The 25,891-nt window shown below is 72.1% G+C and carries 21 protein-coding genes; 13 read left to right on the top strand and 8 right to left on the bottom strand.

Going from position 1 to position 25,891, the window contains the following annotated elements; translation table 11 throughout:
- Positions 1–115: 115 nt before the first annotated feature.
- Together BLW82_RS06420 and BLW82_RS06425 are read left to right on the top strand one after the other, a co-directional pair.
- Positions 116–856, top strand: a complete 741-nt coding sequence (locus BLW82_RS06420) for a FadR/GntR family transcriptional regulator (RefSeq protein WP_093497892.1) — start codon at positions 116–118, stop codon at positions 854–856.
- Between the two features lie 39 nt (positions 857–895).
- Positions 896–1,675 (top strand): cache domain-containing protein, encoded by a 780-nt coding sequence (locus tag BLW82_RS06425; protein WP_093497893.1) that lies wholly within the window; start codon positions 896–898, stop codon positions 1,673–1,675.
- Positions 1,676–1,748: 73 nt separating this feature from the next.
- On the opposite strand, the gene BLW82_RS06430 is transcribed toward BLW82_RS06425, so the two are convergent.
- Positions 1,749–2,417 carry an MmyB family transcriptional regulator gene (locus BLW82_RS06430; protein WP_177232857.1) on the bottom strand — a complete coding sequence of 223 codons (669 nt, stop codon included), beginning with the start codon at positions 2,415–2,417 and terminating at the stop codon, positions 1,749–1,751.
- Positions 2,418–2,666: 249 nt separating this feature from the next.
- Here BLW82_RS06430 and BLW82_RS06435 point away from each other — a divergent pair, with 249 nt between their 5' ends.
- A complete protein-coding gene (locus tag BLW82_RS06435) occupies positions 2,667–3,323 on the top strand; it encodes a helix-turn-helix domain-containing protein (protein ID WP_093497895.1) in 657 nt (218 codons plus the stop codon).
- Positions 3,324–3,383: 60 nt separating this feature from the next.
- Positions 3,384–3,947 carry a toxin-antitoxin system, toxin component gene (locus tag BLW82_RS06440; protein ID WP_093507887.1) on the top strand — a complete coding sequence of 188 codons (564 nt, stop codon included), beginning with the start codon at positions 3,384–3,386 and terminating at the stop codon, positions 3,945–3,947.
- 123 nt (positions 3,948–4,070) lie between these two features.
- Here the strand turns inward: BLW82_RS06440 and BLW82_RS06445 are convergent, their stop codons facing one another.
- Positions 4,071–5,093, bottom strand: coding sequence for an alpha/beta fold hydrolase (locus tag BLW82_RS06445; RefSeq protein WP_093497896.1), 1,023 nt, complete (start codon positions 5,091–5,093; stop codon positions 4,071–4,073).
- A gap of 243 nt (positions 5,094–5,336) precedes the next feature.
- On the opposite strand from BLW82_RS06445, the gene BLW82_RS06450 reads away from it, so the two are divergent.
- Positions 5,337–5,564 (top strand): hypothetical protein, encoded by a 228-nt coding sequence (locus tag BLW82_RS06450; RefSeq protein ID WP_093497897.1) that lies wholly within the window; start codon positions 5,337–5,339, stop codon positions 5,562–5,564.
- A 399-nt stretch (positions 5,565–5,963) separates the two neighbouring features.
- Here the strand turns inward: BLW82_RS06450 and BLW82_RS06460 are convergent, their stop codons facing one another.
- Both BLW82_RS06460 and BLW82_RS06465 read right to left on the bottom strand, forming a co-directional pair.
- Complete coding sequence (locus BLW82_RS06460) at positions 5,964–6,647, bottom strand: 4'-phosphopantetheinyl transferase family protein (protein WP_093497898.1); 684 nt, start codon at positions 6,645–6,647, stop codon at positions 5,964–5,966.
- On the bottom strand, positions 6,595–7,500 hold the full coding sequence (locus tag BLW82_RS06465) for a metallophosphoesterase family protein (RefSeq protein WP_093497899.1): 906 nt from the start codon (positions 7,498–7,500) through the stop codon (positions 6,595–6,597). Before BLW82_RS06465 ends, BLW82_RS06460 begins: the two co-directional genes overlap by 53 nt.
- A 332-nt stretch (positions 7,501–7,832) precedes the next feature.
- Between BLW82_RS06465 and BLW82_RS06470 the strand changes: the two genes are divergently transcribed.
- Complete coding sequence (locus BLW82_RS06470) at positions 7,833–8,960, top strand: ATP-grasp domain-containing protein (RefSeq protein ID WP_093497900.1); 1,128 nt, start codon at positions 7,833–7,835, stop codon at positions 8,958–8,960.
- Between the two features lie 192 nt (positions 8,961–9,152).
- Complete coding sequence (locus BLW82_RS06475) at positions 9,153–10,832, top strand: carbohydrate binding domain-containing protein (RefSeq protein WP_093497901.1); 1,680 nt, start codon at positions 9,153–9,155, stop codon at positions 10,830–10,832.
- Between the two features lie 204 nt (positions 10,833–11,036).
- Here BLW82_RS06475 and BLW82_RS06480 read toward each other — a convergent pair whose 3' ends face one another.
- From BLW82_RS06480 to BLW82_RS06495, 4 genes are read right to left on the bottom strand one after another with little or no spacing between them, the layout of a single operon-like run.
- Entirely contained in the window at positions 11,037–12,287 is a 1,251-nt protein-coding gene (locus BLW82_RS06480) for an alpha-L-fucosidase (RefSeq protein ID WP_093497902.1), read from the bottom strand.
- A gap of 4 nt (positions 12,288–12,291) precedes the next feature.
- The gene (locus BLW82_RS06485; RefSeq protein WP_093497903.1) at positions 12,292–15,336 is read right to left on the bottom strand and encodes an alpha-mannosidase; all 3,045 of its coding nucleotides are present in this window, start codon (positions 15,334–15,336) and stop codon (positions 12,292–12,294) included.
- 45 nt (positions 15,337–15,381) lie between these two features.
- On the bottom strand, positions 15,382–16,719 hold the full coding sequence (locus BLW82_RS06490) for a 6-phospho-beta-glucosidase (RefSeq protein WP_093497904.1): 1,338 nt from the start codon (positions 16,717–16,719) through the stop codon (positions 15,382–15,384).
- Positions 16,716–17,480: a DeoR/GlpR family DNA-binding transcription regulator gene (locus BLW82_RS06495; RefSeq protein ID WP_093497905.1), complete on the bottom strand. Its 765-nt coding sequence runs from the start codon at positions 17,478–17,480 to the stop codon at positions 16,716–16,718. The genes BLW82_RS06490 and BLW82_RS06495 overlap by 4 nt, the downstream gene beginning before the upstream one ends.
- A 128-nt stretch (positions 17,481–17,608) precedes the next feature.
- Between BLW82_RS06495 and BLW82_RS06500 the strand changes: the two genes are divergently transcribed.
- The 6 genes from BLW82_RS06500 to BLW82_RS06525 all read left to right on the top strand — a co-directional run bounded on the left by BLW82_RS06500 (position 17,609) and on the right by BLW82_RS06525 (position 25,860).
- A complete protein-coding gene (locus tag BLW82_RS06500; RefSeq protein ID WP_093497906.1) occupies positions 17,609–18,628 on the top strand; it encodes a carbohydrate kinase family protein in 1,020 nt (339 codons plus the stop codon).
- Positions 18,629–18,720: 92 nt separating this feature from the next.
- The gene (locus BLW82_RS06505) at positions 18,721–19,998 is read left to right on the top strand and encodes an ABC transporter substrate-binding protein (protein ID WP_093497907.1); all 1,278 of its coding nucleotides are present in this window, start codon (positions 18,721–18,723) and stop codon (positions 19,996–19,998) included.
- A gap of 34 nt (positions 19,999–20,032) precedes the next feature.
- Positions 20,033–21,010 carry a carbohydrate ABC transporter permease gene (locus BLW82_RS06510; RefSeq protein ID WP_177233267.1) on the top strand — a complete coding sequence of 326 codons (978 nt, stop codon included), beginning with the start codon at positions 20,033–20,035 and terminating at the stop codon, positions 21,008–21,010.
- Between the two features lie 116 nt (positions 21,011–21,126).
- Positions 21,127–21,912 (top strand): carbohydrate ABC transporter permease, encoded by a 786-nt coding sequence (locus BLW82_RS06515; protein ID WP_256216188.1) that lies wholly within the window; start codon positions 21,127–21,129, stop codon positions 21,910–21,912.
- 67 nt (positions 21,913–21,979) lie between these two features.
- Positions 21,980–22,891 (top strand): alkaline phosphatase family protein, encoded by a 912-nt coding sequence (locus BLW82_RS06520; RefSeq protein WP_371131308.1) that lies wholly within the window; start codon positions 21,980–21,982, stop codon positions 22,889–22,891.
- A gap of 11 nt (positions 22,892–22,902) precedes the next feature.
- Positions 22,903–25,860: a glycoside hydrolase family 2 TIM barrel-domain containing protein gene (locus tag BLW82_RS06525; RefSeq protein ID WP_093497908.1), complete on the top strand. Its 2,958-nt coding sequence runs from the start codon at positions 22,903–22,905 to the stop codon at positions 25,858–25,860.
- Positions 25,861–25,891: the final 31 nt, after the last annotated feature.

A 25,891-nucleotide genomic window follows, 5' to 3' on the forward strand; every position in this document is an offset into this window, starting at 1 on the left:
ACCTCTCTGCCGTTCTCGTGCGTTGCATCTGGTGATCGGAAAGATATGAAGCCATAGTTCACAGCTCAAGTCCCTTCCGAGGTAAAGGTTGGGTCAACGCATAGGGTGGTGGGCCGTGAGACAGCACCAAACGGCGGGCGGCGCCCGAAAGGCCGTCTTCGCCCCCGTGGACAGCGGAGCCCGGGTCGCCGCCGTGGTCCGCCGGATCGGCGACGCCATCGAGCTCGGCCTGCTCTCCGACGGGGAGCAACTGCCCGGCGAGACCGACCTGGCCGGACAGCTCGGGGTGTCCACGGTGACCCTGCGGGAGGCGCTGATGGCGCTGCGCCAGCAGGGTCTGGTGGTCACCCGCCGGGGCCGGGGCGGCGGCAGCTTCGTCTCCTCCCCCGAAGTGCCCGACCGGGAGCGGCTCGTGGCGCGGCTGCGCGGCTGGAGCCCCGAGGAGCTGCGCGACCTCGGCGACCACTGGGCGGCCCTGTCCGGCACCGCCGCCGACCTCGCCGCGCGGCGCACCGAGGACCACGACCTCGACCAGCTGCGCCGGACCACCGAGGAGTTGCGCGGGGCGCCGGACGCGGCGGCGCGCAGCCGGGTGTACGTCCGCTTCCACGTGGAGCTGGCCGCCGCCGCCCAGTCGGCCCGGCTCACCCGCGAACAGGTCGCGCTGCAGACGGAGATCGGGGCGCTGCTCTGCCTTGTGCTCGGGGACGACGAATATCGTGAAGAGGTGGCGGACCGTCACCGGTCCGTGATCTCGGCCGTGCAGGATGGGGCGCACACATCGGCCAGGGAGCTGGCCGAGCGGTGCGTACGGGACTCGACGGCACGGCTGATCGCCCTGCGGCTGGCCCTGTAGCGGCGCCGCGGCCCGCTCCCCCGTCCGCCGGAGGGCACCATGAGCCGCCCCACCGTCCCCTGCGGTCCGGCGGCGGCCACGCTCGACGCCGCCGAGGAGTACGTGGCCGCGCGGGTCGGCCATGCCCTGGAGGCGGTGTTCGACGCCGTGGCGGCCACCCGCGCCGACACGGCCGCGCTGCTGGCCCGGGTGGCCGACGAGGGCCGCCGGCCGGTGACCGCCGACCTCGCCGCCCTGCGGCCCGGCCTTCATCTGCGGCTCGCCCGGCAGGAGCTGGTCTCCGGTGTCGGGTTCGTGGCCGCGCCCGGGGTGCTGGCCGACGTCCCGGCGTGGCTGGAGTGGTGGCAGAGCGACGCCTCCGGGGACGTACGGCCGCTCCTGCTCGACCTGGACCCGCGCACCTCGGCCTACTCCGACTACACGCACTGGGACTGGTTCGCACTGCCCCGGGAGACCGGGCAGCGGGCGGTGGCGGGGCCGTACGTGGACTACCTCTGCTCGGACGAGTGCAGCCTCACGCTGTCCGCGCCGGTGGAGGTGGGCGGCCGGTTCCTGGGCGTGGCCGCGGCCGACGTGTACCTGCGGCACTTCGAGACCGCCGCGCTGCCGCTGCTGCGCGAGCTGCCCGGTCCCGCGCGGCTGGTCAACGCCCGCGGCCGGGTGGCGGCTTCGGCGGACCCGGCCCAGCTGGCCGGTTCGCTGGACAGGGGGCCCGACTTCGGGGCGGTCCTGGAGAGCGGGCGGCCGGGCGCGTTCGGCGGGCTGCGGCTGGTGCCGTGCCGGGGCGTGCCGCTGGTCCTGGTGGTGGCGAGCGGATGAGACGGAGCCGAGGCGGGGCCTCGCCAGCGTCCGGCCCGGCGCCGTCGGCGACCTGAACGCCGACGGTGCCGGGTCAGCCTTCGGGGGCCGGGACGACGGTGAGATGGGCACCGAGCCCGCCCGGCCGGCGGGACCGGCGCGGGGCGACGGGGCGGGGGACGGCGCGCAGCACCAGGGTGTAACGCGCGTAGCCCATGTCCTGGAGTGTCTTGGGGATTTCGCCGACGACCCGGCACTCGGTGGCGCCCAGCAGCGGGTCGGGGTGCAACAGCTGCCGGACGGCTCCGTCGAGCTGTGCGCCGTCCTCGCCGACCGCGCGCAGCCAGTGCGGCAGGCCCTGCCGGAAGGCGGCCTCCATGATGGGGTCCTGCGCGATCTCCCGGCGGATCGCCTGGAGTTCGTGGTCGTGACCGTACCGCTCCAGGGTGGTCTTGAACTGGGCCAGCAGCGGCAGGCACCAGCCCGCCTCGTGGGCGCCGAGAATGGTTCCGGCATCCGGGTGGAACAGGACGAAACGCAGGAAGTTGTCGCCGGGCATCGCGGTGGGATGCGGGGCGACCGCCCGGAAAAGTGTCTCGAACGCGCCGTTGGCGAGCACCACGTCCCAGCGGTGGTCCACCACGAGCGACGGGAAGGGAACGGCGTCCAGCAGTAGCGCGTAGTCCTGGAGGTACGCCTGGGCCTCAAGGCTCTCGGGGACGGGCCGCGGCGCCGGCCGCCGCCCACCTGCCTGATATGCCATCGGGAGGTCACCCCTCTTGCCTATGCGGCCTTCTCGCGGCGATGTGATCCTGCTGCCCCACCCTGAGTCATGTCAACTATCGTGGCATTTCATGCCCGTTGACGTCCGAAATTGGCCACAGTTGTGGCGAGACCTGGATGTGAGTTCGAATGACCCGCTAATCTCCGGGGGGTCGTGCGGGTGCCGGGACGATTGCGGCGAGCTTGTGAGAAGCCCCTGATTCCCCTGAGAGACGTAGGAGTTCTGTCGGTGACGGATGGCTACGAGGATCCGGGCGCCACGGCGACCGCCCAGCTGCCGGCCGCCGTCGCCCGCGTCACCGCGCTCGCCGACCGGCTCGGCGTCCCGCACGCCGAGGTCCTCCACGTCGGACGGCTCTCGCACGCCTGCGGTGTCCCCGAGCCCGTCGTCCGGGCCCTGCTGACCGGCCGCCCGGCGGGCGAGCCCGACGTCCAGGCCCGCTTCCTGCAGCGCCTCGACCTGCTGCGCCGCACCCGGCTCAAGCCGAACGGCCGCAGGCACACCCAGCAGGAGATCGCCGACGGCGCCGGCATGTCCCGGCAGCAGGCAGGCGCCCTCATCAACGGTGACCGGCGGCCGACCATGGAGCACTGCGACGCCCTCCAGCGCTTCTTCCGTGTGCACGCGGGGTTCCTCACGGCCGAGGACCCCGAGGCCCTCGCCGGTGCCCTGCAGCGCGTCGAGCAGGAGCTGTTGCAGAAGCTCGCCGACCGGGAGCGGGCCGCGGCCGAGGCGGCCGAGGACCCGCTGGAGCGGCTGCTGCAGGACCACGGGGTGCGCGGCATCGCCTGGCGGGCCGCCCAGCTGCCCACCGACCAGCACCGGGACAAGGTCGCGGAATGGCTGGACATGCTCCTGGAGAGCGTCAAACGGCCCGAGTCGTGAGCCGAGAGCCGTGAGCCGAGAGTCGTGACCCGAGGGAGGAAAGTGGGCATCGGCAGGGACATGCGCCGGCTGAGCGGTGAGCTGGTCGGGGGACTCACCCTGCCCACGCCCGCGCCGCCGCAGGAGCTGTACCGGGCGCTGTGCGACGCGCTGGGCCGCCGCCGCGGCCGCCCCGTCCAGTTCCGTACGGCCGTCTTCCCGCCCGGCACGGCCAGCGGGCTGTGGCTGGACCTGGCCGACCGCGACCTGGTCGTCGTCGAGGAACGCACCGTTCCCGACCACCAGTTGGTGATCCTCGGTCACGAGCTGTGGCACATGCACGCCGAGCACTGCGGCCATGACGTGGAGGGGGTTGGGGTGGCCGCGCGGCTGCTCGGCGCGGTCACCGGCAGCGGCTCCGACGCGGGCACCGAGGCCGACCGGGACGCCCTCCAGGCCGCCGTCCAGCGGGTGGTCGCCCGCACCCGCTTCGACCGGGCCGAGGAACGGGACGCGGAGACCTTCGGGCTGCTGCTGGCCAGCAAGTGCCGCACCTGGCTGGCGGGTTCGGCCCTGCGCGGGCCGGCGCGACGGCACGACGTGGCGGGGCGCATCGAGACGTCGCTGGGCTACCTGGGGAAGTGACCCACCCCCGGAGGCGGAACCATGTCCGCGCGCCCGGGACGGGTGCCGGGCACGGCCGGTCGTCGTCCCGCCGTTCCGTCACGGCGGCGGGGATCCCGGGGCCACGACCGGCACGGCGCGGACTCAGGTGGCGCTGCGCTCGCTGGCCTCGCGCAGGTCTTGCTGCGCGGCCGGGCCGGACCCGGGGTCGGGGCGGCCGTCGAGGAGCAGGCTGCGCCAGTGCTCGCGGCTCCAGTCCGCCGGGGCGGTGGTGGCGGTGAAATCCCGGACCAGGGCGACGAACCGGGCCGGGTCGGTGTGGAACGGGAAGTGCCCGGCGCCCTCGAAGATCTCCAGCCGGGCGCCGGGCATCGCCTCGCGGGCGCGGTGGGCGTGCCGGACCGGGACCACGCTGTCGCGGTCGCCCCACAGGAGCATGGTCGGCATCCCCTCGGTGAGGTAGCAGCGGTCCAGCATGGTGACGACCTGGCCGCGCCAGTCGACGACCGCGCGCAGCGTGCGGACGAAGGCGTTGCGGGAGGTCTCGTCGGGGAGCGCGTCGACCAGGGTGAGCAGTTCCGGGGCGTCCTGGCCGAGGTCGGTGTCCAGGAGCCTCAGCAGGCGTACGGCCAAGCCCACTTGAAGGCGCATACCGGGCAGCCGGAGCGCCGACAGCAGCAGGTGGGCGCCGGGGAGCGAGACGAGCCGGAGCGCCGGGTTGACCTCGCGTCCCACCCCGCCCGCGCTGACCAGGATGAGCCGCTCGGTGCGCTCGGGGAACTGGTAGGCGAACTGCATCGCGACTCCCCCGCCGAGCGAGTGCCCGACGAGGGTCGCGGACTCGATGCCCAGGGTGGTCAGCAGGTCCCGCACCCCGTTGGCGTAGGCGGCGACCGAGTAGTCGGCCCGCGGTTTGTCCGACTCGCCGTGGCCGAGCAGGTCGGGGGCGATCACGGTGTGGGTGCGGGCGAGGACGGGGATGAGCCGTGCCCAGGTCGCCGAGGAGTCCCCGATGCCGTGGAGGAGGACCAGGGCGGGCCCGTCGCCGGCGATGCGGTAGGCGCGCCGGTAGCCGTGCACGACCCGGTGACGCGTCTCCAGTTCGCCGTCACCCACCGGGCGCAGGTGCGCGGTGCGCTGCGGACGGCTGGGCTCCGCTTCTGACACGGTCGGCCTCCCCCGCTGTCCCGGGCCCGCTGCGACCCGGCCGGATGCGTCTCCTTCCAGGGTAGGAAGACTTTTCCCCGGGGAGTTTCGGTGAGGTTTCACCTCGGCTAAGCGAGCGAACCGAGGCCGACCACGGGGGCGTTGTCAGTGGTGACCGGCAAGCTGGGGGGTGCGCACCGCACTCCGGGTGTGCCCGCGCCGTCCGGGCGCGTGACCACGACGACCGACGGGGAGAGCCGACCGATGCACACCGCCGTACTGACCGACCGCGAACGCGCCGCCGTCAAGGCCTATCTGCGGCTGCTGCACACCGTGCGCGCGGCCTTCGACGGACCGCCCGACGCCCCCCGCCCCTTCGTGGTGCCACCCGCCGTGCTCGCCGAGGCCGAGGATGCCCTGGCCGGTGCCGGACTGGCGGGCAACGAGGAGGCGTTCTTCCGGCTGCTGCACGACTGGTGCCCACCCACCTGAGCCGACGGCGCGTCAGGGGTTGGGAGCAGGTGGCGGCTGACGACGCCTGAGCGCGTTCTTACGCGCGCGAGTGGACCTCCCGGCAGGGTCCGGCCCGTTCCTGCGCGGGGAACGAGCGTTCCCGCGTCGCATGGTTGACCCTCATGCCCGGCCCCTCGGGGGTCTCCGTCCCCACCCGGCTCAAGGGCCACACCGGAGCGGTGGATGCGGGCCTCGGACCGTCCAGGCCAGACTGGGTGCCCCGGCGCGTGAGGGAAACCGCCCCGCATCCCCCGGACCACGGACACGATCCGTCGGCGCCGGACGCGGAGCGCACGCGGTCGACCTGAACGCCCGCCACCGTCCGGGGCGTTCAGCTGAGCACGAGCCCTGGCGACAGGACGCGCTCCCGCTCGGTCCTCAGGAACGGTGCGGCACGACCACGGCCGAGGTCAGCACGCCGTGCCCCACGCTCCAGCGGCCGGCGAACACCTCGAGCCGCCGCCCGCCGACCTCCGGGCCGGGGACGAGGAGGCGGGCGCGCAGGGTGCCGTGCGGCCGTTCACCGGGCTCCGGGACGAGCTCTATGTCGGCCTCCGTGAAGTCCAGCCACTTCCCGGTGAGGGGGAACCACGCCTTGTAGACGGATTCCTTGGCGCTGAACAGCAGCCGGTCCCAGTGCACGCCGGGCCGCTCGGCCGCGAGCACGGCGAGCCGCTGCCGCTCGGCCGGCAGCAGCACGGCCTCGGCGACGCCCTCGGGGAGCGCCGCGTGCGGTTCGGCGTCGATGCCGAGGGAGGCCAGGTCGGTGGCGCGGACCAGCGCGGCGGCGCAGTACCCCTCGCAGTGGGTCATGCTGCCGACCAGCCCGTCCGGCCAGCGCGGAGCGCCCCGCTCGCCGCTCACGACGGGCTGCGGCGGGACTCCCAGCTTCTCCATGGCGTCGCGGGCGCAGGCGCGCACGGCGGCGAACTCGCGGCGGCGCTTGGGCACGGCCCGGGCGACCAGCGCCGCCTCCTCGGGGTAGAGCGGGGCCTCGCGGATCGCCTCGTCACCGAGCATCTCCACGGCCACCGCCGACTCCGGGAGCAGCTCCTCGATCACCGGTTCCGACCTCCATCGGCAGAATGCGGCGCAGCCGGCCCGGGTCTCCGGAACGCTTGCGCCACTCGCGGGGGTAACCCACGGAGACCTCTTCGAAGCGGACGCCGTCGAGCCAGGTGGTCCGGGGGATGTGCAGATGACCGTAGACCATGGTGGCGACGCGGAACCGGCGGTGCCAGTCGGCGGTGCGGGTGGTGCCGCACCACATGGCGAACTCCGGGTACCAGAGCACGTCGGTGGGGTGCCGGTCGAGCGGATAGTGGCCGGCCAGCACGGTCGGCAGGTCCTCCGGCAGCTCGGCGAGCCGGCGTTCGGTCTCCTCGACCCGGGCCCGGCACCAGTCCTCGCGGGTCGGGTAGGGGTCGGGGTGCAGCAGGTACTCGTCGTTGCAGACGATGCCGGTGCCGTGCGCGTAGGCGAGGCCCTCCTCCTTGGTGGCACAGCCGGCCGGCAGGAAGGAGTAGTCGTACAGCAGGAAGAGCGGTGCCACGACGGCCGGGCCGCCGGGGCCCTCCCAGACGGGGTACGGGTCCTCGGGGGTGAGCACGCCCAGCTCCCGGCAGAGGCCGACGAGGTGCTCGTAGCGGGCCACCCCGCGCAGCGTGACCGGATCCTTGGGGTGGGTCCACAGGTCGTGGTTGCCGGGCGCCCACAGCACCTTGCGGAAGCGGCCGGCGAAGGTCTCGAGCACCCAGCGGATGTCCGCGACGGTCTCCGCGACGTCACCGGCCACGATCAGCCAGTCCTCGTCCGACTCCGGCCGCATCTTCTCGACGAGTTCGCGGTTCTCCGGGTACGAGATGTGCAGGTCGCTGATGGCCAGGAGCTGCCCGGCACCGGCCGTGGACTCCACCCCGTACCCCTTCCGATCATGTCGTCGGCACCCACCACAGCACACTTCGGGGGCCGGGAACAAGGGCACCCCGCCGGGCGCGGGGCCGGGCTCGGGGCGGCGGTCGGGGCCGTCGAGGAAACCGGCGTGGACGGTGCAGGAAACGCGCGTGGACAGTACGGGGAAATCCGTAACACTGGCGTTGCACGCGGGGCACCTTGAAAGCCGTATGATCCCCCCAACACCACCGCCACGAACTTCCCTTCGTCCAGGGCGGTTTGGTGACCCTCCAACCACCCTGCCCGGGCGCGGGCCCGCTGACCCCTGCCCGAAAACCCCGAAAGGCGGCTTTAATGCGCTCTCGCGTACGCGTCTGGCTCAACCGCACGTACGCGGAGAACGTGTTCTTCATGGATCAGCTGCGGAGAAATCCCAGCGACCGGGCGGTCGAGATCCATGCGACGCACGGTGACGCCGACTCCCCCGTGCTGGCCGCCGCCGACACCGCCGACCTGGAGCCGGAGGGCCTGTCCCCGGCCGGCTACGTCGAGTACGCCCTGGACCAGTGCCAGCGCCGTGGCATCGATGTCTTCGTGCCCCGGCTGCACCAGTCGGCGATCGTGGCGCACCGGGCCGACTTCCAGGCGATCGGTACGGCCCTGCTGGCGCCGACGCCGGAGGCGACCGCCGTCTTCGAGGACAAGGCGACCGCGTACGAGGCGGTGAGCTCGGTGGGCGTCCCGGTGCCGCCGTGGTCGCGGGTCCGCACGGCGGACGAACTGGTCGCCGCGGTGGAGGAGCTGGAGGCCGGCGGGCACAAGGCTTGCTTCAAGCCGGCCGCCGGTGCGGGTGGCGTGGGTTTCCGGGTGATCACGCGCGCCCCCTTCTCGCTCGTTCACCTCAACGGGTTCCCCGGGCCGTACGTCCAGCTCGACCTGGTCGTGGACGCGCTGCGCCACGCGGACCAGCCGGTGGACTGGCTGGTGATGCCGCGCCTCGAGGAGCCGGAGGTGTCCGTCGACTGCCTCACCGGGCCCGACAACCGGATCCGGCTGGCCGTGGGCCGCACCAAGAAGGGGCGCAGGCGCGGGTTCACCCTCGACGAGCAGTGGCTGAAGCCGGCGCGGATCATCGCCGAGGGCTTCGGGCTGCACTACCTGTCCAACATCCAGTTCCGGATGTACGGCGACCAGCCGGTGCTGCTCGACGTCAACACGCGGCCGGCGGGCGGGCTGCACCAGCTGTCGCTCTGCGGGGTCAACGCGCCCTGGGCGGCTGTGCAGTTGGCGCTCGGCGAAGACCCCGGGGTGATCGAGCCGCCGTTCCTGGGGCAGGACTACGCGGTGGTGTCGGGACCGAAGCCCGTCCTCCCGTCGGTTCCCGTGCAGCGGGAAGAGGCGGAGGAAGTGGTGCTGCAGGCGGCGGTGCCCGCGCCTGTCGCCGTTGGGTCGGTGGAGGCGGCGGAGGCTTTGCCGCTCTAGATCGTCGGGCGGGTGCGGCGCCGTCGTGGTTGCCCGCGCCGTTCCCCCCACCCCCACGCACGTCACCTCACCGGTATGGACCAATTCACGCCCGTCTTCTTGACAGGCGGATTGGTCCATACCAACTTGGTTGCGCACCCCCTTGCACCTTTGTGCAACTCCCGAACACCCCCATTCCCTCAGGGAGATCGCGTGCGCAACTCGCTCAGACGTTCCAGACGTCGGATACTCGCCCTGCTCGGGTCCACCGCTCTCGCGCTCGCCGGGGCCATCGCGCTGCCCGGTACCGCGCAGGCGGCCAACGTGCTGTCCAACCCCGGCTTCGAGTCGGGAAGTCTGTCGCCGTGGTCCTGCTCCGGGAACCTCGGCTCCGTCGTGTCCTCGCCCGTGCACGGCGGCTCGAAGGCGCTCGCGGGCGCCGCGAGCGCCAGTGACAACGCCCAGTGCACGCAGACCGTCGCCGTGCAGCCCAACACGACGTACTCGCTCAGCGGCTGGGTCCGCGGCTCTTACGTCTATCTCGGGGTGACCGGCGGGGCGTCCACCTGGACGACCTCGGCGTCCCAGTACAGCCAGCTGACGGTGTCCTTCACCACCGGGGCCTCGCAGACCAGCGCCCAGATCTACGTCCACGGGTGGTACGCCCAGGGGACGTACTACGCCGACGACATCAGCCTCGACGGGCCCGGCGGCAGTTCCGACACCCAGGCGCCGACCGCGCCCACGAACCTCACCTCCACCGGGAAGACCTCGTCGAGCGTGTCCCTGTCGTGGTCGGCCGCGACGGACAACGTCGGGGTGGCGGCGTACGACGTCTACCGCGGGTCGACCCTGGCGACGAGCGTCTCCGGGACCTCCGCCACGGTGAGCGGCCTTGCGGCCAGTACGGCGTACACGTTCACGGTCAAGGCGCGGGACGCGGCCGGGAACGTGTCGGCCGCCTCCAACTCCGTCTCCGTGACGACGAGCGCGGGCAGCGGCGGCGGGACCGGGTTCAAGCAGGCCGCGCCCTACCTGTACGAGGGCTGGGGCGACCCGCCGAACCCGACGACCGTGATGAACGCGACCGGCATCAAGAACTTCACCATGGCCTTCGTCCTCGACTCGGGCGGCTGCACCCCGGCCTGGGACGGCAGCCGGGCGCTCACCGGCGGCGCCGACCAGACCGCGATCAACCAGATCCGCGCGGCCGGCGGTGACGTCACCCCGTCGTTCGGCGGCTGGCAGGGCAGCAAGCTCGGCGCCAACTGCTCGTCCGCGAGTGCGCTGGCGGGGGCGATCCAGAAGGTGATCAACGCCTACGGTCTCAAGTCCGTCGACATGGACATCGAGAACACGGACGAGTTCGAGAACGAGGCCGTGCAGGCGAAGATCCTGACCGCCCTCAAGACGGTCAAGGCCAACAACGCCGGCCTGAAGACGATCGTCACCTTCGGGACGTCCACCACCGGTCCGACGTACTACGGCAACCGGCTCATCGAGCAGGCCCAGTCGATCGGCGCCGACATCGACGTCTTCACGATCATGCCGTTCGACTTCGGCGGCGGCTCCGACATGTACGGCAACACGGTGGCCGCGGCCGAGGGGCTGAAGACCAAGCTGAAGTCCACGTTCGGCTGGGACGACGCGACGGCCTACGCGCACATCGGGATCTCCGGCATGAACGGGCTGTCCGACCAGCAGGAGAACACCACCCCGGCGATCTGGACGCAGATCCGCGACTGGGGGAACTCGCACCACATCGCCCGGCTCGCCTTCTGGGCGGCGAACCGGGACCGCGGCTGTGCCGGCGGCGGCGTGGTGAGCAACTGCTCCGGCATCAGCCAGAGCGACTGGCAGTTCACCTCGATCACGGCCGGCTTCACCGGCTGAGCACCGGAGGCGGTGGCGTGGGGTTGCCCTGGACCGGGCATCCCCACGCCTTCGCCATCTCCGCGAGCCTGGACCGGAGAAACGCCGAGGTACCGGCACGGGCCGCGGGTACCCCCTCCGGCGCTGCGTCCGAATGGCTTCCGGGGTCTTGCGCGGCACGCTCACCGCCTGCGCCGTGAGGCCGGCTTCCGGCCTGCGGTCGGGTCAGAACCGTCCGGATCCGCGGTACAGCTCCAGTTCCCCGTCCAGTTCGACGGCGAGCACGGTGGCGTACGGGTCGAGGTCGGCCGCGGCCGGCGGGTCGATCCACAGCACGCCGACCGCCTCGTGCAGCCCACCGGTCACCCGGTGGCCGAGCTCGGTGCCGGTGCCCAGGACGGTGACCCTGCGGACCGCCGTCGCCAGGCCCCGGACGCCGATCTCGGCGCGCGGGACGTCGAACAGGGTGAGGTAGAGGGTGCGCCGGTCGGCGGAGAGGGTGCTCGGGCCGTAGTGGTGCCCGGCCGGCAGGCCGCGCCCGGTCCCGTACACCGCCTCCGCGTGCCTGCGGATCCACTCCCCCAGCCCCTCCAGGCGCTCGACCTGCGGCTGGGGGATGGTGCCGTCCTCCATGGGGCCGACGTCGAGCAGCAGGTTGCCGCCGCCCCCGATGGTCTCGGTGAAGTAACGGATCAGCTGGGCGAGCGACTTGTGGTTGTGGTCGTGGTGCTGGTACCCCCACGAATCGTTGATCGTCAGGCACAGCTCCCACGGCCCGTCCGGCGGCACGACGGGGGCGCCCTGCTCGGGGGTCGCGTAGTCGCCCTCGCCGAGCATCCGCGCGTTGAAGACGACGTGCGGGACGTACGACCGGATCAGCGCGGCGAGTTCGGGGATCCGCCACTGCTCCTCGCTGCGGTCCCACTCCCCGTCGAACCACATCAGGTCCGGCCGGAACCGGGAGGCCAGCTCCGTTATCTGGCCGTCCCTGTAGGCGATGAAGCGTTCCCAGGCGGCCAGGTCCTCGTCCTCGGCCGCCACCTCCGAATACCGGTTGTCCTCCAGTTCCGGCGGGCGGCCCGGCTTGCGCGTGGAGGCGTAGTCGGGGTGGTTCCAGTCGGAGTGCGAGTAGTAGAGGCCGACCTTGAGGCCCTTCTCGCGGAGGGCTTCCGCGTAGGGGCCGAGGTAGTCCTTGCCGAGGTTGAGGTCGCCGTACGCCGTGTCCCAGAGGGCGACGCCGTCGTGGTGGCGGCTGGTGAGCACGGCGTACTTCGCGCCGGCGCGGGCGAACAGGTCCGCCCACGCCTTCGGGTCGTAGCGGGCGCCGGTGAAGCGGGGCAGCTGAGACATGTACTGGTCGTGCGGCACGATGTCGTCGTAGAAGGACCAGGACTCCTGGACCCCGTCGACGGCGTAGATGCCCCAGTGGACGAAGATCCCCAGTTTGGCGTCGGTGAACCAGGGTTGCATGGCCATCCGGTCAGCTCCTCTGCAGCCGGAGGGTGAGGATCTGGAAGGGGCGCAGCGCGACGGAGACACTGTCACCGTCGGTGGCGGCGTCCTCCAGGGGGCGTTCGAGGAGGTCGGTCACCTGGGCGCCGGCCAGCGGGAAGCCGGTGCGCAGGACGCCCTGGGCACGGCCGCCGCGGGACTCGTAGAGGCGGACCACGACATCGCCGGAGGCGTCGTCGGCGAGCTTGACCGCCTCGACGGTGACGCCCTCGCCGTCCACGGAGACGACCGGCCGCGGCTCGCCCGCCGCGTCGGCCACCCGCAGCGGGAGGTTGAGGGCGTAGCCCTCGGCGACGGCGTCCCCGACGGTGGCGCCGGGCAGCAGGGAGTAGGTGATGCGGTGCCGGCCCTGGTCGGCGCCCGGGTCCGGGACGCGCGGGGCGCGCACCAGGGAGAGCCGGACCGTGGTGGTCGTCCCGCCGTCCTCGCGGACTGTGCGGGAGACGTCGTGGCCGTACGTCGAGTCGTTGATGACGGCGACGCCGTAACCGGGCTCCCCGATGTGCACCCAGCGGTGGCCGGAGACCTCGAAGCGGGCCGCCTCCCAGCTGGTGTTGGTGTGGGTGGGCCGCTGGACGTGCCCGAACTGGATCTCGGCGGAGGAGTGCGCGGCACGGATGTCCACCGGGAAGCCGGCCTTGAGGAACTTCTCGGCCTCGTGCCAGTCGATGTCCGTCTCGAAGTCGATCCGGGGGCTGCCGGCGCGGACGGTGACCGTCTGGGTGATCGTCGAGCCGTTGCCGAACGGGCGCGTGATCCGGATCGAGCCGAGCAGCGGGTCCGCGTCGACGACGGTGATCTCCGACGGCTCCAGGAGGTCCGTGTAGCGGTTCTTGTAGTGCTTGTCGACGTCCCAGGCGTCCCAGTAGTTGGGGAGGTCGGTGTGCAGGCGGAGCAGGTTGCCCTGGCCGGCCAGGACCTCGCGGTGCGCGCGGTGGTCGAGGACGGACGACAGGGTGCCGTCCTCGGCGATCTCCACCCGGACGAGTCCGTTGTCGAGGACCCGGCCGTCGACCGTCACCGGCCGCGGGGCCTCGGCGGCGGCCGTGAGCGGCGCGCTGCCGCCCGCGGGGACCTCGACGTACACCGGAGTGCCCGCGGCGTCCCGGACGACCTCTGCGCGGCCGTAGGGGCTGGTGTTGAAGACGCGAGCGGTGCCGCCGCCCAGGGCGGTGACCGCCTCCGTGGTGAGTGCCTCCAGCTCCGCGGCGACCCGGGCGTACTCCGCCTCGGCCTCGCGGTGCACCCAGGCGATCGAGGAGCCGGGCAGGATGTCGTGGAACTGGTGGAGCAGGACCGTCTTCCAGAGCCGGTCGAGCTTGTCGTGCGGGTAGGCGTAGCCGGGCGCGTGCAGCGCGGCCGTCGTCGCCCACAGCTCGGCCTCGCGGAGCTTGTGCTCGCTGCGCCGGTTGCCCTGCTTGGTGCGGGCCTGGGAGGTGTAGGTGGCGCGGTGCAGCTCCAGGTAGAGCTCGCCGACCCAGACCGGGGCGTCCTCGTACTCGGCGCGGGCCTTGGCGAAGAACGCGTCCGGGTGCTCGACCTCGACGCGCGGGGAGCCCTCCAGGTCCTTCAGTCGGCGGGCCCGCTCCATGATCTCGCGGGTGGGGCCGCCGCCGCCGTCACCCCAGCCGAACGGGGCCAGCGAGCGCGTCGCGCCGCCCTTCTCGGCGTAGTTGCGGACCGCGCGGGACATCTCCTCGCCGCTGAAGCGGGCGTTGTAGGTGTCGACGGGCGGGAAGTGCGTGAAGATCCGGGTGCCGTCGATGCCCTCCCACCAGAAGGTGTGGTGGGGGAACTTGTTGGTCTGGTTCCAGGAGATCTTCTGGGTGAGGAACCACTCGTTGCCGGCGAGCTTGGCGATCTGCGGGTAGGCCGCGTTGTAGCCGAAGGAGTCCGGCAGCCACACGCCCTTGGTCTCGACCCCGAAGTGCTCCATGAAGAACCGCTTGCCGTGGACGAACTGGCGGGCGACCGCCTCGCCGCCGGGCAGGTTGCCGTCGGACTCCACCCACATGCCGCCGACCGGCGCCCACTGGCCCTTCTTCACGGACTCCTGGATCCGGGCCCAGACCTGCGGGTAGTTGTCGCGCACCCACTCGTACTGCTGGGCCTGCGAGCAGGCGAAGACGAACTCCTCGTACTCCTCGGCGAGGGAGGTGACGTTGGAGAAGGTGCGGGAGGTCTTGCGCTTGGTCTCGCGGATCGGCCAGAGCCAGGCCGAGTCGATGTGGGCGTGGCCGACGCCGGAGATGCGGTGGGCGCTGGCGTGCGCGGGCTTGGCGAGGGCGGGCTTGAGGGCCTCGCGGACGGCGGCGGCCGAGCCGGAGACGTCGTCCAGGTCGAGCAGGTCCATCGCGTGGTCGAGGGCGTGCGCGATCTCGTGCCGGCGCGGGTCGTGCTCGCCCAGCTCCAGCATCAGCTCCTTCAGCACCTGGACGTCCAGGTCGAGGTGCCAGACGTCCTCGTCGAGGACGGCGATGTCGGCGCGCTTGAAGGTGTACAGCGGCTTGTCGCCGGCGGTCAGCACGTCGCCGAGCGGGGTCGGGGCCGCGAAGTCGTTGGCGAGGATGTCGGGGTTGGAGGCCGCCTCGACCAGGTAGTCGATCACCTCGCCGCCGGTCGCCGGGTTGGCGATCCGCACGTACTGGTTGAGCGGGTTGACCGCCTTCAGCGGGGTCCCGTCGGCGAGGTGGACCAGGGCCTCGGCCTGGTTGCCCGGCCAGTCGCCCACGAAACCGAGGTCGATGACGGCCTCGACACGGCGGCCCGCGAACTCCTCGGGCACCCGGCCGCGCATCCGGAACCAGGTGGTGCCCCAGGGCGGGCCCCACGGGGTGCCCATGGCGAACGGCTCGTAGACGGCGGCCGCGGCCTCCTCGAAGGGCACCGGCTCCCCGGGGGCCTGCCAGGCCGACACCTCGAAGGGGACGGTGGCCGCGTAGACCGCGGGCTTGATGCGCTGGTTGTGGAGGCGCTCTACGCGCTCCTCGATCCGGCGGCGTTCGTCGTGCATGGAAGTCTCCAGAAGAAGGATGGAAAGCGCTTACCGAGCGGCTGGCTACCTAAGATACGCGAGGCCCGGGTGGACCTCGGTGTACCCCTCGACCAGCCGGCGGGCGACGTTCACGGAGTCGACCAGCGGGTGCAGCGCGAACGCCTTCACGGCCGTCGTACGGGAGCCGGACCCGGCCGCGGCGAGCACCTCGCGCTCGACCGCCTTGACCGCGCAGACAAGACCGGTGGCGTGGTCGGGGAGCGGGGCGACGGCGACCGGGTGGGCACCGTTGGCGTCGACCAGGCAGGGCACCTCGATGACGGCCTCGCCGTCCAGGACCGAGAGGGTGGAGCGGTTGCGGACGTTCAGGATCAGGGTGGTGCGCTCGTCGCGGGCGATGGCCCGCATCAGGGCGAGGGCGACCTTCTCGTAGCCGCCGGAGAGGTCGTCGGCGTCGCGTTCGCCGGCGCCGGCCGTCTCCCGGTTCTCCGACATGTAGGTGGCCTCGCGCTCGGCGCGGGTACGGTCCCAGACGTCCAGGGCCTTCACGCCCGGCTCGGCGACCGCCTCGTAGAAGTGCGCCTGCTGGTCGCGGAGGAAGGCGCCGCGGGTCCGCTCGGCCTGCTGGTAGGCGCGGACGGCCTCGCGGTTGAAGTAGTAGTAGTGCAGGTACTCGTTGGGGATGGCGCCGAGGGACTGGAGCCAGTCGACGCCGAAGAGCTTGCCCTCCTCGAAGGAGCCGAGCAGGTCGGGGTCGGCGAGCAGGCGCGGGAGTTCGTCGCGGCCCGCGATGTGCAGGCCGCGGACCCAGCCGAGGTGGTTGAGGCCGACGTAGTCGATCCAGGCCTCCTTCGGGTTCCCGCCGAGCACCCGGGCGATCCGGCGGCCGAGCCCTACCGGGGAGTCGCAGATGCCGATGACGCGGTCGCCGAGGTGCCGGGACATGGCCTCGGTGACCAGGCCCGCGGGGTTGGTGAAGTTGATGACCCAGGCGTCGGGGGCGAGCCGGGCGACCCGGCGCGCGATGTCGACGGCGACCGGCACGGTCCGCAGGCCGTAGGCGATGCCGCCGGCACCGACCGTCTCCTGGCCGAGGACGCCCTCGGCGAGGGCCACCCGTTCGTCGTTCGCCCTGCCCTCCAGGCCGCCGACCCGGATCGCCGAGAAGACGAAGTCGGCGCCGGTGAGCGCCTCGTCCAGATCGGTCGTGGCGGTCACGGCGGGGGCGTCGGGGATGCCGGCCGCCTGTTCGGCCAGGACCCGGGCGACCGCGGAGAGCCGGCCGGCGTCGAGGTCGTGCAGCACGACCTCGGTGACCCGCCCCTCCGCCCGGTCCGTGAGCAGTGCGCCGTACACCAGCGGCACGCGGAACCCGCCGCCGCCCAGAATCGTCAGTTTCACGCTTCAGCCTTTCCTGCCAGGACCACCTCGACACCGGCCTCCTCCAGGGCGGCTCGGGTCGCCGGGTCCACCGGCGCGTTGGTCACCACCATGTCCAGGTCCCCGGGACCGCAGACCTTCGCCATGCCCGTGCCCGGGAACTTGGCGGCATCGGCGAGCAGCACGACTCTGTCGCTCGCCGCGATCATGGCGCGCTTGACCGGCACCTCCACGACCGTCGTGTCCATCACCTGCCCGCCCGGCCGCACCCCGCTGGTGCCGAGGAACAGCCAGTCGGCGTGCAGCTGGCGCAGGTTGTCCTCGGTGAGGAACCCGACCAGGGAGCGGTACTCGCGGCGCAGCATGCCGCCGAGCAGCACCAGTTCGATGCCCTCGTCGTCGGCGAGCTCCTCGTAGACCACCAGGTTGCTGGTGATGACGGTGAGGCGGCGGCCGTGCAGGTGGCGGGCGAGCCGGAAGGCGGTGGTGCCGATGTCGAGCAGCACCGACTGGCCGTCCTCGACCAGCGCCGCCGCGCGTGTGGCTATCGCGTCCTTCTCGGCCACCCGCACCTCGGCGACCTCGGCGAAGGGCTGGTCGCCCTCGTCGACGACGGCGCCGCCGTGGACACGGGTGAGCAGCCCGTCCTCCTCCAGCTTGACCAGGTCGCGCCGGATGGTGGCCGGACTCACGCTCAGCTGCTCGGAGAGGTCGGTCACAGAGGCGGGGCCCCCGGCGCGCAGGGCCCGCAGGATGAGTTGGTGTCGTCGTTCTGCCAGCACGCGGCGAACACTACTCGTCATCTTCAATCAAATCCATGCTCAGTTCTGCTCGGGTATTGACCAATCTCTCCGAGCGGCGCACGATTCCGGTCATCGAAAATGACGAGTTTTGACGAGAGGCTGCGCACGTGGACGACGACAGGCCCGATGTGCTGCTGACCGGACTGCTCTTCTACGACCTCGTCCTCACGGGGCTGGGCAAGCCGCCGACACCGGGCGAGGAGATCTGGACGGCCGGCATGGGCTGCGGCCCCGGCGGCATCGCGAACCTGGCGGTGGCCGCGTCCCGCTTCGGCCTGCGCACCTCGCTGGCCACGGTCTTCGGTGACGACTTCTACGGCGAGTACTGCCGGGACGTCCTGTGCGACCAGGAGGACATCGACCTCTCGCTCTCCCGCACCGCGGACGGCTGGCCCACCCCCGTCACCGTCTCGCTCGCCGCCGGACACGACCGGGCCCTCGTCACCCACGGCCAGGAACCCCCGTACTCGCAGGACACGCTGATGGGCGACCCGCCCGAGGCGCGCACCGCGCTCGTGCACATCGAGGCCGAGCCGAGCGCGTGGATCGCCAAGGCGGCGGCGAACGGCACCCACGTCTACGCCGACGTCGGCTGGGACCCCACCCAGGAGTGGTCCCGCGACCTCCTCGACCAGCTCACCCTGTGCCACGCCTTCCTCCCGAACGAGACCGAGGCGATGGCCTACACCCGCACCGACAGCGCGGTCGCGGCCCTCGGGACGCTCGCGGAGCTGGTGCCGGTGGCGGTCGTCACCCGGGGCGGGGACGGCGCGGTCGCCGTCGACCAGACCACCGGCGAGTACGCCGAGGTCCCGGCCCTGGACGTCGACGTGCTGGACGCCACGGGCGCCGGGGACGTGTTCGGGGCGAGCTTCGTCGCGGCCTCCCTCGGCGGCTGGCCGCTGGCCGAGCGGCTGCGGTTCGCCGTCCTCGCGGCCGGCCTCTCCGTACAGCACCACGGCGGCGCCCTCGCGGCCCCCGGCTGGTACGGCGTCGACCGCTGGTGGCGCTCGCTGACCGACCCCGACCTGAAGAAGACCTACGGCTTCCTCGCCGACCGGCTGCCGGCGGACGCGGGCCCCCCGGTGCACCACGCCCCGGTCACCCCGCCCGCCCGGCACCTCTGACCCGCCCACGCCCCGGCTCGACGCCCCACAGCCCCCCGATCCACAGCACCAACGCCCCTCAGTACCACGAACAGGAACAACAGGAGTGACCCGTGGACCTTTCACGTAGAGGCTTCCTCCAGGCCGCCGCACTCACCGCGGCCGCGTCCGGCCTGACCGTCGCATGCGGCGGCTCCGGATCGGGCGGTACCAAGAACGGCAAGAACCTCACCCTGTGGTACTGGGGCGGTGCGCTCAGCGACAAGGTGGTCGCGGAGGCGAAGGCCCACTTCAGCGGCACGGTCAGACTGACCGCCTCCTCCATCGGCGGCGACTTCAAGCAGAAGCTCACCACCACCCTCGCCGCGGGCGGCTCCTCCGTGCCCGACATCACCGGCATCAAGGGCGAGGACATGGCGTCCTTCCTGCCCAACGCCTCCCGCTTCCTCGACCTGAACGACCTGGGCTTCAAGAAGCTCTCCTCGCAGTACCTGGGCTGGAAGACTAAGCTCGCCCAGACCACCGACGGCAAGCAGATCGGCTTCCCGATCGACATCGGCCCCACCGCGCTCTTCTACCGCGAGGACCTGTTCGCCAAGGCCGGCGTGGCCACCGACCCCGCCAAGGTCGCCGACCTGGTCAAGACCTGGGACGACTACTTCGCGCTCGGCACCGAACTGCAGAAGAAGAACCCGGGCACCTTCCTGGTCAACAACATCAGCTCCGTCTTCAACATCGCGGTCGGCCAGGGCACCCAGCGGTTCATCGACAAGAACAACCACTTCATCGGCGACCAGGACCACATCCGCAGCGCGTGGACCACGGCCGTCCGCCCCTACACCCTGGGCATCGACGCCAAGATCAACGACAACAGCTGGAACGCCGCCGTCGGCAAGAACCTCCTCACCGAACTCGGCGCGGCATGGCACGCGCTGGACATCGAGCAGGCCGCACCGCAGACGAAGGGCAAGTGGCGGGTCTGCGCCAACCCGGTGGGACCGGCCAACCAGGGCGGCTCCTACCTCGCGCTGCCCAGGCAGTGCCGGAACCCCGAGGAAGCCTTCAAGATCATCAGCTGGATCCTCAGCCCCACGAACGACGGCCGCGGCTTCACCGACGCCGCGATCTTCCCGGCCGCCCCGGCCGCGTACGCCATGCCGGCCATGACCGGCCCCGACGCCTTCTTCGGCGGCCAGAAGATCATCGAGGTCTTCGGGCCGGCCGCCAAGGCGATACCGGACAGCTACGAGGCGCCGGCCGACGCGGCCGTCATGGCCCCGTACCTGACGGAGCTGACCAACATCGAGGCCAAGGGCAAGAAGCCCGACGACGCCTGGAACGACGCGGTCAGCCAGGCCAAGCAGATCGCCCGGCGGCAGGGGGTGAACTGAGGTGACGTCACCTCCGGTCACCGGTCCCGCCGCGGTGCCCGAGCACCGCGGCGGGCCGGGCCCGGCCCGGTTCCGCCCGCGGCGCGCCACGCCCGCGGGCACCACCGCACGGCCCCGGCGGCGCGGACCGCTGTCGTACTGGCGTCAGTACCTCGCGATCTCGCCCTTCTACCTGGTCTTCGCCGCGTTCTCCTTCTTCCCGGTCTTCTACTCGCTGTACCTGGCCTTCCAGCGCTGGGACGGCCTCGGCGACATGCAGTTCGTGGGTCTGCAGCAGTTCAGGTTCCTGTGGTCGGACCCGGTCTTCTGGCTGTCGATCCGCAACACCCTGGTGATCTGGGTGCTGTCGACCGTGCCCACCCTCCTGGGCGCCCTGGTGCTGGCGACGCTGCTGCACTCGGTGCGCCGCTTCAAGGGCTTCTACCGGATCGCCCTCTACCTGCCGAACGTCACCTCGATCGTCGCGGTGGCGATCTTCTTCGGCGCGGTGTTCAGCAACAACTTCGGCCTGGTCAACGCGATCCTGGGCACGGTCGGCATCTCACCGGTCCCGTGGCTGAGCAACCCGTGGCTGATCAAGGTGGTCATCTCGCTGCTGATGACCTGGATGTGGACCGGCTACAACATGATCATCTACCTGGCCGGTCTCCAGGCGATCCCGGCCTCGATCTACGAGGCGGCCAAGGTCGACGGGGCCGGCCCGGTCCGCACGTTCTTCCAGATCACCGTTCCGATCATGCGGCCGATCATCCTCTTCACCGTCATCATCTCGACCATCAACGGCCTGCAGAGCTTCAGCGAACCCCAGGTCCTGTTCGCCAGCAACGCCGCGAACGCGAACCTCGGCGGCCCCGGACAGGCCGGTCTGACCACGCTGCTGTACTTCTACCAGTCGGCCTTCCTCAACAACGACTACGGCTACGGCGCGGCCATCGTGTGGGCCTTCTTCCTGCTGATCATCGTCCTCGTCGCCGTCAACTGGCGCATCACCCAACGAGGGAGGAAGCCGTGACCACAGCCGACCCGACCGCCGACCCGACCGTCGAACCGACCGCCGACCCGACGCGGCCGGCCCCACGCGCGCGGCGGCTGCGCCGCCCCAAGGGCCTGACCGCGCACATCGTCCTCATGGCGGCCGTCCTGATCTCGGTCTTCCCGTTCCTGTGGACGATCGTCATGGCGACCAACACCACCCAGGACATCTACAAGAGCCCGCCGAAGTTCACCTTCGGCTCCCACCTGCTGGAGAACATCCGGCACGTGCTGAACACCATCGACTTCTTCGGGTCGATGCTCAACACGATCGTCGTCGCGACCGTCACCACCGTCCTGGTGCTGTTCATCGACTCGCTCGCGGCCTTCACCTTCGCCAAGTTCGACTTCCCCGGCCGCAAGGTGCTCTTCGGCACGCTGCTGCTGTTCATGATGCTGCCGCTGCAGCTGGCGATCCTGCCGCAGTTCATCCTCATGTCGAACATCGGCTGGGTCGGCATGCTCAAGGCGCTGATCCCGCCCGCCCTGGCCAACGCCTTCGGCATCTTCTGGCTGCGCCAGTACATCGAGAACGGCGTGCCCGACGAACTCCTCGACGCCGCCCGCATCGACGGCGCCGGGTTCTTCCGCCAGTACTGGAACATCGCGCTGCCGATGATCAGGCCCGCGCTGTCCTTCCTCGCCATCTACGCCTTCGTCGGCGCCTGGAACGACTACGTCTGGCCGCTCATCGTGCTCACCAACCCCGACCACGTGACGCTCCAGGTGGAGCTCGCCCAGCTCAACGTCGGCCACACCACCGACTACAGCATGGTCATGGCCGGGGTGCTGATGGCCTCCCTGCCGCTGGTGCTGGTCTTCGCCGTCTTCGCCCGCGGCTTCATCGCGGGCGCCACCGAGGGCGCGGTGCAGGGCACCTGACCCGCGCGGGCCGCCCCGGCCCGCGCGGCACCCGCAAGGCGCGCCCGCGAGACAGAGGAGGGATCCGGTGAGGGACATCGGCCGGGACGGCAGGGTGCTCGTGGTGGGCATGGACGGGCTGCGCCACGACCGGCTGACCCGGCCCGGTGCCCAGGCGCCCGTCCTGCACGGCCTCATGGCCGCGGGCGCCCACGGCACCAGCCTGCTGCCGTACGGCGAGGCGGACGGCCAGGCCGCGGACGGGCCGACGACCAGCATGGCCTACACCGATTCCGGCCCCGGCTGGTCGAGCGTGCTGACCGGGGTGTGGCCGGACCGGCACGGGGTGACCGGGAACGACTTCCGCGGCGCCGACTACGGCCGCCACCCCGACTTCCTCACCCGCGCGGCCGCCGCCCGCCCCGGCCTGCGCACCGCCGCCGTGGTCTCCTGGCCGGAGCTGGTCCACCGCGGCACCCTGGGCCCCGCCATCGGCCGGCGGGTGCTCCACGACGGCGAGACCGAGGGCTACGCGACCGCGGACGAGCTCGTCGCCCGCACCGCCGTCCGCCGGCTCACCGAGCACGACCCGGACCTGTTGTTCGTGTACTTCGGCGCCACCGACGAGGCCGGCCACGCCACCGGCCCGCTCTCCCCCGCCTACGACCACGCCCTGCTCGCCCAGGACACCCACCTCGGGCGGCTGCTGGCGGCGATCGACGCCCGGCGCCCCGGCGAGCGGTGGACCGTACTGGTCACCACCGACCACGGACACCTCGACACCGGCGGCCACGGCGGCGACACCCGTGCCGAACGGGAGGTCTTCGTGATCCTCGCCGAGCCCGGCACTCCCGGCGGCACCCTGCTCGACTCGCCCCGCCTCATCGACATCGCCCCCACCGTCCTGGACCGGCTCGGCATCCCCGTCGACCCCGCCTGGGGCTGGGCAGGACGCGTCCTGCCCCGGCCCGCCACCTCACCCACGCCACCAGAGAAGTGAGCCACCCGCCGATGAACGGTCCGTCGATCCCCGGGCCCCGGTCCGCCGATCCCCTGATCGCCCTCCGCCCCTGGGAGGCACCCGAGGTGACCTCCTGGGGACGGCTCCCCATGAACGCCGTCGACCGGCGCACCGGAGCGCTCCCCCTGGACGGCGACTGGCGCTTCCAGTTGCTGCCGGCTCCGGACGCGGCGGTCGGCGGCTCCTGGTCCACGGCACACGTCCCCGGCGCCTGGACCGTGCAGGACACCGGCGACCTGCCGCAGTACACGAACGTCACCATGCCGTTCCGCGCGTTCCCGCCGGACTCCCCCGCCGCCAACCCGACAGGTGTCTACGAGCGTGAGCTGGACGTGCCCGCCGAGTGGGCCGGGCGCCGGATCGTGCTCCAGGTCGGCGCCGCCGAGAGCGTGCTCCTCGTGCACGTCGACGGGCGGCCGGTGGGCGTCTCCAAGGACTCGCACCTGGCGGCCGAGTTCGACCTGACCGACGCCGTCCGCCCCGGCACGCGTTCGGTGCTCAGGCTCACCGTCGTCAAATGGTCCGACGCCTCGCACGTCGAGGACCAGGACCACTGGTGGCACGCCGGGATCACCCGCTCGGTGCTGCTCCACACGACCGGCCCCTTCCATCTGGCGGACGTGACCGTGCGGGCGCGGCGGGGCGGCGAGCTGCGCGTGGACTGCCAGGTGCGCAACGCGGCCGGCGACCGGGCACTGCCCGCCGGCTGGTACGTCACCGGGGACCTCGACGGCGAACCGCTCGCACAGGACGCCGAGTTCGACCGGCTCAACACCGAGGACGACCGGGTCTCCGACTTCCTCGGCGAGGCCCGCATCCACGCCGTCGTGCCCGACGTGCGCACCTGGAACGCGGAGCAGCCCGAGCTGTACGGGCTGACCGTCCGGCTGCACCGCGCCGACGGCACGGTCGCCGACACCTCGTACCACCGCGTCGGCTTCCGGGACGTCGAGATCGTCGGCCGGGACCTGCTCGTCAACGGCGAGCGGGTGTTCATCAGGGGTGTCAACCGGCACGACTTCCACCCGCTCACCGGGCGGACGGTGTCGTACGACGACATGCGCGCCGACCTGGTGGTGCTGAAGCGGTTCGGGTTCAACGCGATCCGCACCTCGCACTACCCGAACGACCCGGCCCTCTACGACCTCGCCGACGAACTCGGCTTCTACGTCGTCGACGAGGCGGACGTCGAGTCCCACGACCACGCCCACGAGATCGCCGACGACCCGCGCTACCTGAACGCCTTCGTGGACCGGATCTCGCGGATGGTGCTCCGCGACAAGAACCACCCGTCGGTCATCATCTGGTCGCTGGGCAACGAGTCCGACTACGGGGCCAACCACGACGCCGCGGCCGGCTGGGTGCGGCGGCACGACCCGACCCGGCCGATCCAGTACGAGGGGGCCGCCAAGCGCGGCTGGGCCGACCCGGACGTGGCCTCCGACATCGCCTGCCCGATGTACGCGCCGCTGGAGGACTGCGTCGCCCACGCCCTGTCCGGGGAGCAGACCAAGCCCCTGATCCAGTGCGAGTACTCGCACGCCATGGGCAACAGCAACGGCACGCTGGCCGACCACTGGGCCGCCATCGAGTCCACTCCGGGGCTTCAGGGCGGGTTCATCTGGGAGTTCTGGGACCACGGAATTCTCCAGCGGGTGAGCGACGGAAGACCGGTCGGGCGCGCGGGCGCCGGACTGTACGACAGCGGTGTCGCCGCGCCCGGCCATCGCTGGGCGTACGGCGGCGACTTCGGCGAGGCCGTGCACGACGGGGCGTTCGTCGCGGACGGGATCGTCTTCCCCGACCGCACCCCCAAGCCCGCCATGTACGAGCACCGGGAGATCGCGGCACCGGTGCGCATCCGGTGCTTCCGGCACGAGGGCATCGTCCTCGCCAACCACCAGCACTTCCGTGGCCTCGACTGGCTGACCGGCACCTGGGAACTGGCGCTGGCCGACGGCCGTACGCTGACCGGCCCGGCCGAACTGCCCGAGCTGTGCCCCGGCGAGACGGCGGCCGTACCGCTGCCGTTCGAGGTGCCGGCCGACGGCGGTGAGGCCTGGCTGACGCTGCGGGTGACGGTCGCCGAGGACCAGGGGTGGGCACCGGCCGGTACGGAGGTCTGCGCGCCGCAGATCCGGCTCCGGGCGGCGGACCCGCTCGGGCCGCCGGTGCCGGCGGGCCCCGCCGTCGAGGTGGACGGCGAGGGGCTGCTGGTGCACCCGCTGCTGACCGCCGCCCCGGCGCTGTCGCTGTGGCGGGCGCCCACCGACAACGACGAGCTGGGCGGGATGGCGCCGCGCTGGCGCGCCTGGGGCCTGGACCGGCTGGTGCGCAAGGTGGTCTCGGTCCGCCGGGCCGGCGATCGGGTGACCGTGCTCGCGGAGTACGCCGGCACGGTCGGTGTCGTACGGCACCGGCAGGAGTTCACGCCGGTCGCGGGCGGGATCCGGGTGGACGAGTCGGCCGAGCTGCCCGAGGAGTTCGCGGACGTGGCCCGGGTCGGCTCGGTCTTCGAGACGGTGGCCGGGCTCGACCTGCTGGAGTGGTTCGGTCAGGGTCCCTGGGAGTCGTACCCCGACCGCGCCGCCGGAGCCCCGGTCGGCCACCACTCGCTGCCCGTGGACGACTTGTTCACCCCGTATCTGCGGCCCCAGGAGAGCGGCGGCCGGCACGGCGTACGGCGGTTCACGCTGTCGGCGCCGGACGCCACCGGGCTCGCGGTGGAGCTGGACGAACCCCGCCAGGTCTCCGTCAGCCGCTACCGCGCCGAGGACCTCACCGCCGTGGCGCACCATGACGAACTCGTGCCGCGGGCGGGCTGCGTGGTCCACGTCGACGCCGCGCACCGGGGCCTCGGTACGGCGTCGTGCGGCCCCGACACCTTCCCCTCCTACCTCGTCGCACCGGGCCTCCACCGCTGGAGCTGGACCCTGCGCGTCCTCTGAGATCCGTACGGGGCCGAGACCCGTACTGCCG

The sequence above is a fragment of the Streptomyces sp. Ag109_O5-10 genome (genome assembly GCF_900105755.1).
Taxonomy (GTDB): domain Bacteria; phylum Actinomycetota; class Actinomycetes; order Streptomycetales; family Streptomycetaceae; genus Streptomyces.